The sequence below is a fragment of the Fusicatenibacter faecihominis genome (assembly GCF_020686945.1).
In the GTDB taxonomy this organism is placed as follows: Bacteria; Bacillota; Clostridia; order Lachnospirales; family Lachnospiraceae; genus Limivivens; species Limivivens faecihominis.
The window spans coordinates 1-1,721 of sequence record NZ_JAJEPR010000088.1 but is presented as its reverse complement, the minus strand read 5'-3'; the positions used below and the strand labels follow the sequence as shown (position 1 = coordinate 1,721).

Annotated in this window: 3 protein-coding genes; all 3 read right to left on the bottom strand. The window is 36.4% G+C overall.

Going from position 1 to position 1,721, the window contains the following annotated elements:
• Positions 1 to 361 precede the first annotated feature (361 nt).
• Positions 362 to 793 (bottom strand): hypothetical protein, encoded by a 432-nt coding sequence (locus LKD71_RS17925; RefSeq protein WP_117484521.1) that lies wholly within the window; start codon positions 791 to 793, stop codon positions 362 to 364.
• A gap of 7 nt (positions 794 to 800) precedes the next feature.
• Positions 801 to 1,013: a sporulation initiation factor Spo0A C-terminal domain-containing protein gene (locus LKD71_RS17920; protein ID WP_117484520.1), complete on the bottom strand. Its 213-nt coding sequence runs from the start codon at positions 1,011 to 1,013 to the stop codon at positions 801 to 803.
• 150 nt (positions 1,014 to 1,163) lie between these two features.
• Positions 1,164 to 1,481, bottom strand: a complete 318-nt coding sequence (locus tag LKD71_RS17915; RefSeq protein WP_008688152.1) for a helix-turn-helix domain-containing protein — start codon at positions 1,479 to 1,481, stop codon at positions 1,164 to 1,166.
• Positions 1,482 to 1,721: the final 240 nt, after the last annotated feature.

The following is a 1,721-nucleotide window of genomic DNA, read 5'->3' as shown; positions in this document are numbered from 1 at the left end:
CTTTCCTTCATAAAAATATGGGTGTTCAATATACATATCCGTTCCTCCTGAATTTGAAATCTTGTTGCTCGTTTCAAATCCAGAAGGCGGACCTCTGTTTAAACTCATGCCTGCTCCGCCTTTATCCTGCCGGGACACACCCGCAGTTATTGGCTGAGAAATTCAGGCACGAGAAAAAGCCCCAGTAGTTTTTTCTTAACTACTGAGGCTTTCGTCTCTTTTTGTATTCAGTTATCTATGCCTTCTTTCATCAGCATAATCATTGTATCAGGATAAAGTTCACAAAGTATCCGCAATACGTTCCCATAAGTTCATGTCATTATTAGAATCGTACATAATTCAGTGTAAAAAGTTCACCGTGTTATTCTTCTACTTCTTTTCCATCTATATATAGTTGAAATTTATCAGGATTATTGACAACATCATAGTCCTTTCCATATTCTACAGGTCTGTATTCGGCTGTCATTACCGATTCACCATCTTCAATACCCTCTTTCCATAAATAGATGTTCATATCAAGGCTCGTCGCATATCCCCTGTCTGTGGAGAATTTTGTCGAATGAAAAGAATCATTCTTGTACATCTGCAAAAGTTCTCTTGCAAACGCTTCTCTATCCTCGATATTTTCTCGGTTAGCGACCACAGTTAAATTTTCATCCCGATTTATGGAAAATGTTCCTACTACATCCGGTTCACCTCTCTTATGACCGGATTCAGGTTTCCAATAAATACGTCCTGCAGCAATTATCAAGATCACTGCTCCTGTTATCACTGCAATTATCTTTTTCTTCATATTTTCATTAATTTCCTTTTAATTGTTTTACTGCGTAATTGATCACTTCTTCCGGTGTGGGTCTGTCTCCTTTAAGTGTCATTTTCTTCCATTCTTCCTGCACAGCCGGATTAGGATTATCAAAGCCTGCATCTATGGCTATCTGCATTTCTCTGCGTACTTCTTCTGGTGTTGTGTTGTACTTTTCTGCAATCTTCTCATAAATAGTTTTCTCTCTCATTCATTTTCCTCCAATGTATAAGTGGAATTATACTTTGTTCTACAGAACTAATTTAGCATATTTCTATTGTCATGAAAAGACACTTTCCTACTTAAAGCTGGATAAATAGGCAAAAAAAGAAGAGCTACTTGCTCTTCCCAGTTTGTCATATTACTCTTCCAATAATGTATGGATTACTTTGATGATTTTTTTCTGCTCTTTGATTGGAAGTTTTTCTATTTTCTCTGTTAGCTCATTGGTAACACCTGTAACTGAATGTGCCACAACATCAATTAAAAGAGTATCTGCTGAAACATCTAGTGCATTCGCAATTGCAACAAAGGTATCCAATTTTGTAACTTTCAAGCCTCTCTCAATTACACTCACATGCGTCGGACTTAAATTTACTAATGCAGCCAGTTCCTCTTGCGTGAGATTTTTTGCTTCTCGTGCTGATTTGATTCGCTGTCCTACTGCTTTCAAATCCATCGTAACACCTCCTCCGGAACGAATAATCGTTCTGAATTTAGTATACTTGTGAATATCTTAAATATACAGAATCGCAAAACCAAGTTCTAATTCTATAGAACTATATTTCAGAATTTTCTTTGCATATTCGTAAAAAAAGCGTTATGATGGAATCAGTTAAATCAAAGGAGCTTCCTGTATAATTCAAATATAGGGAATTCCAAGAAAGAAGGTTGAGAAAAAGAAATACCTCAGAGTAAA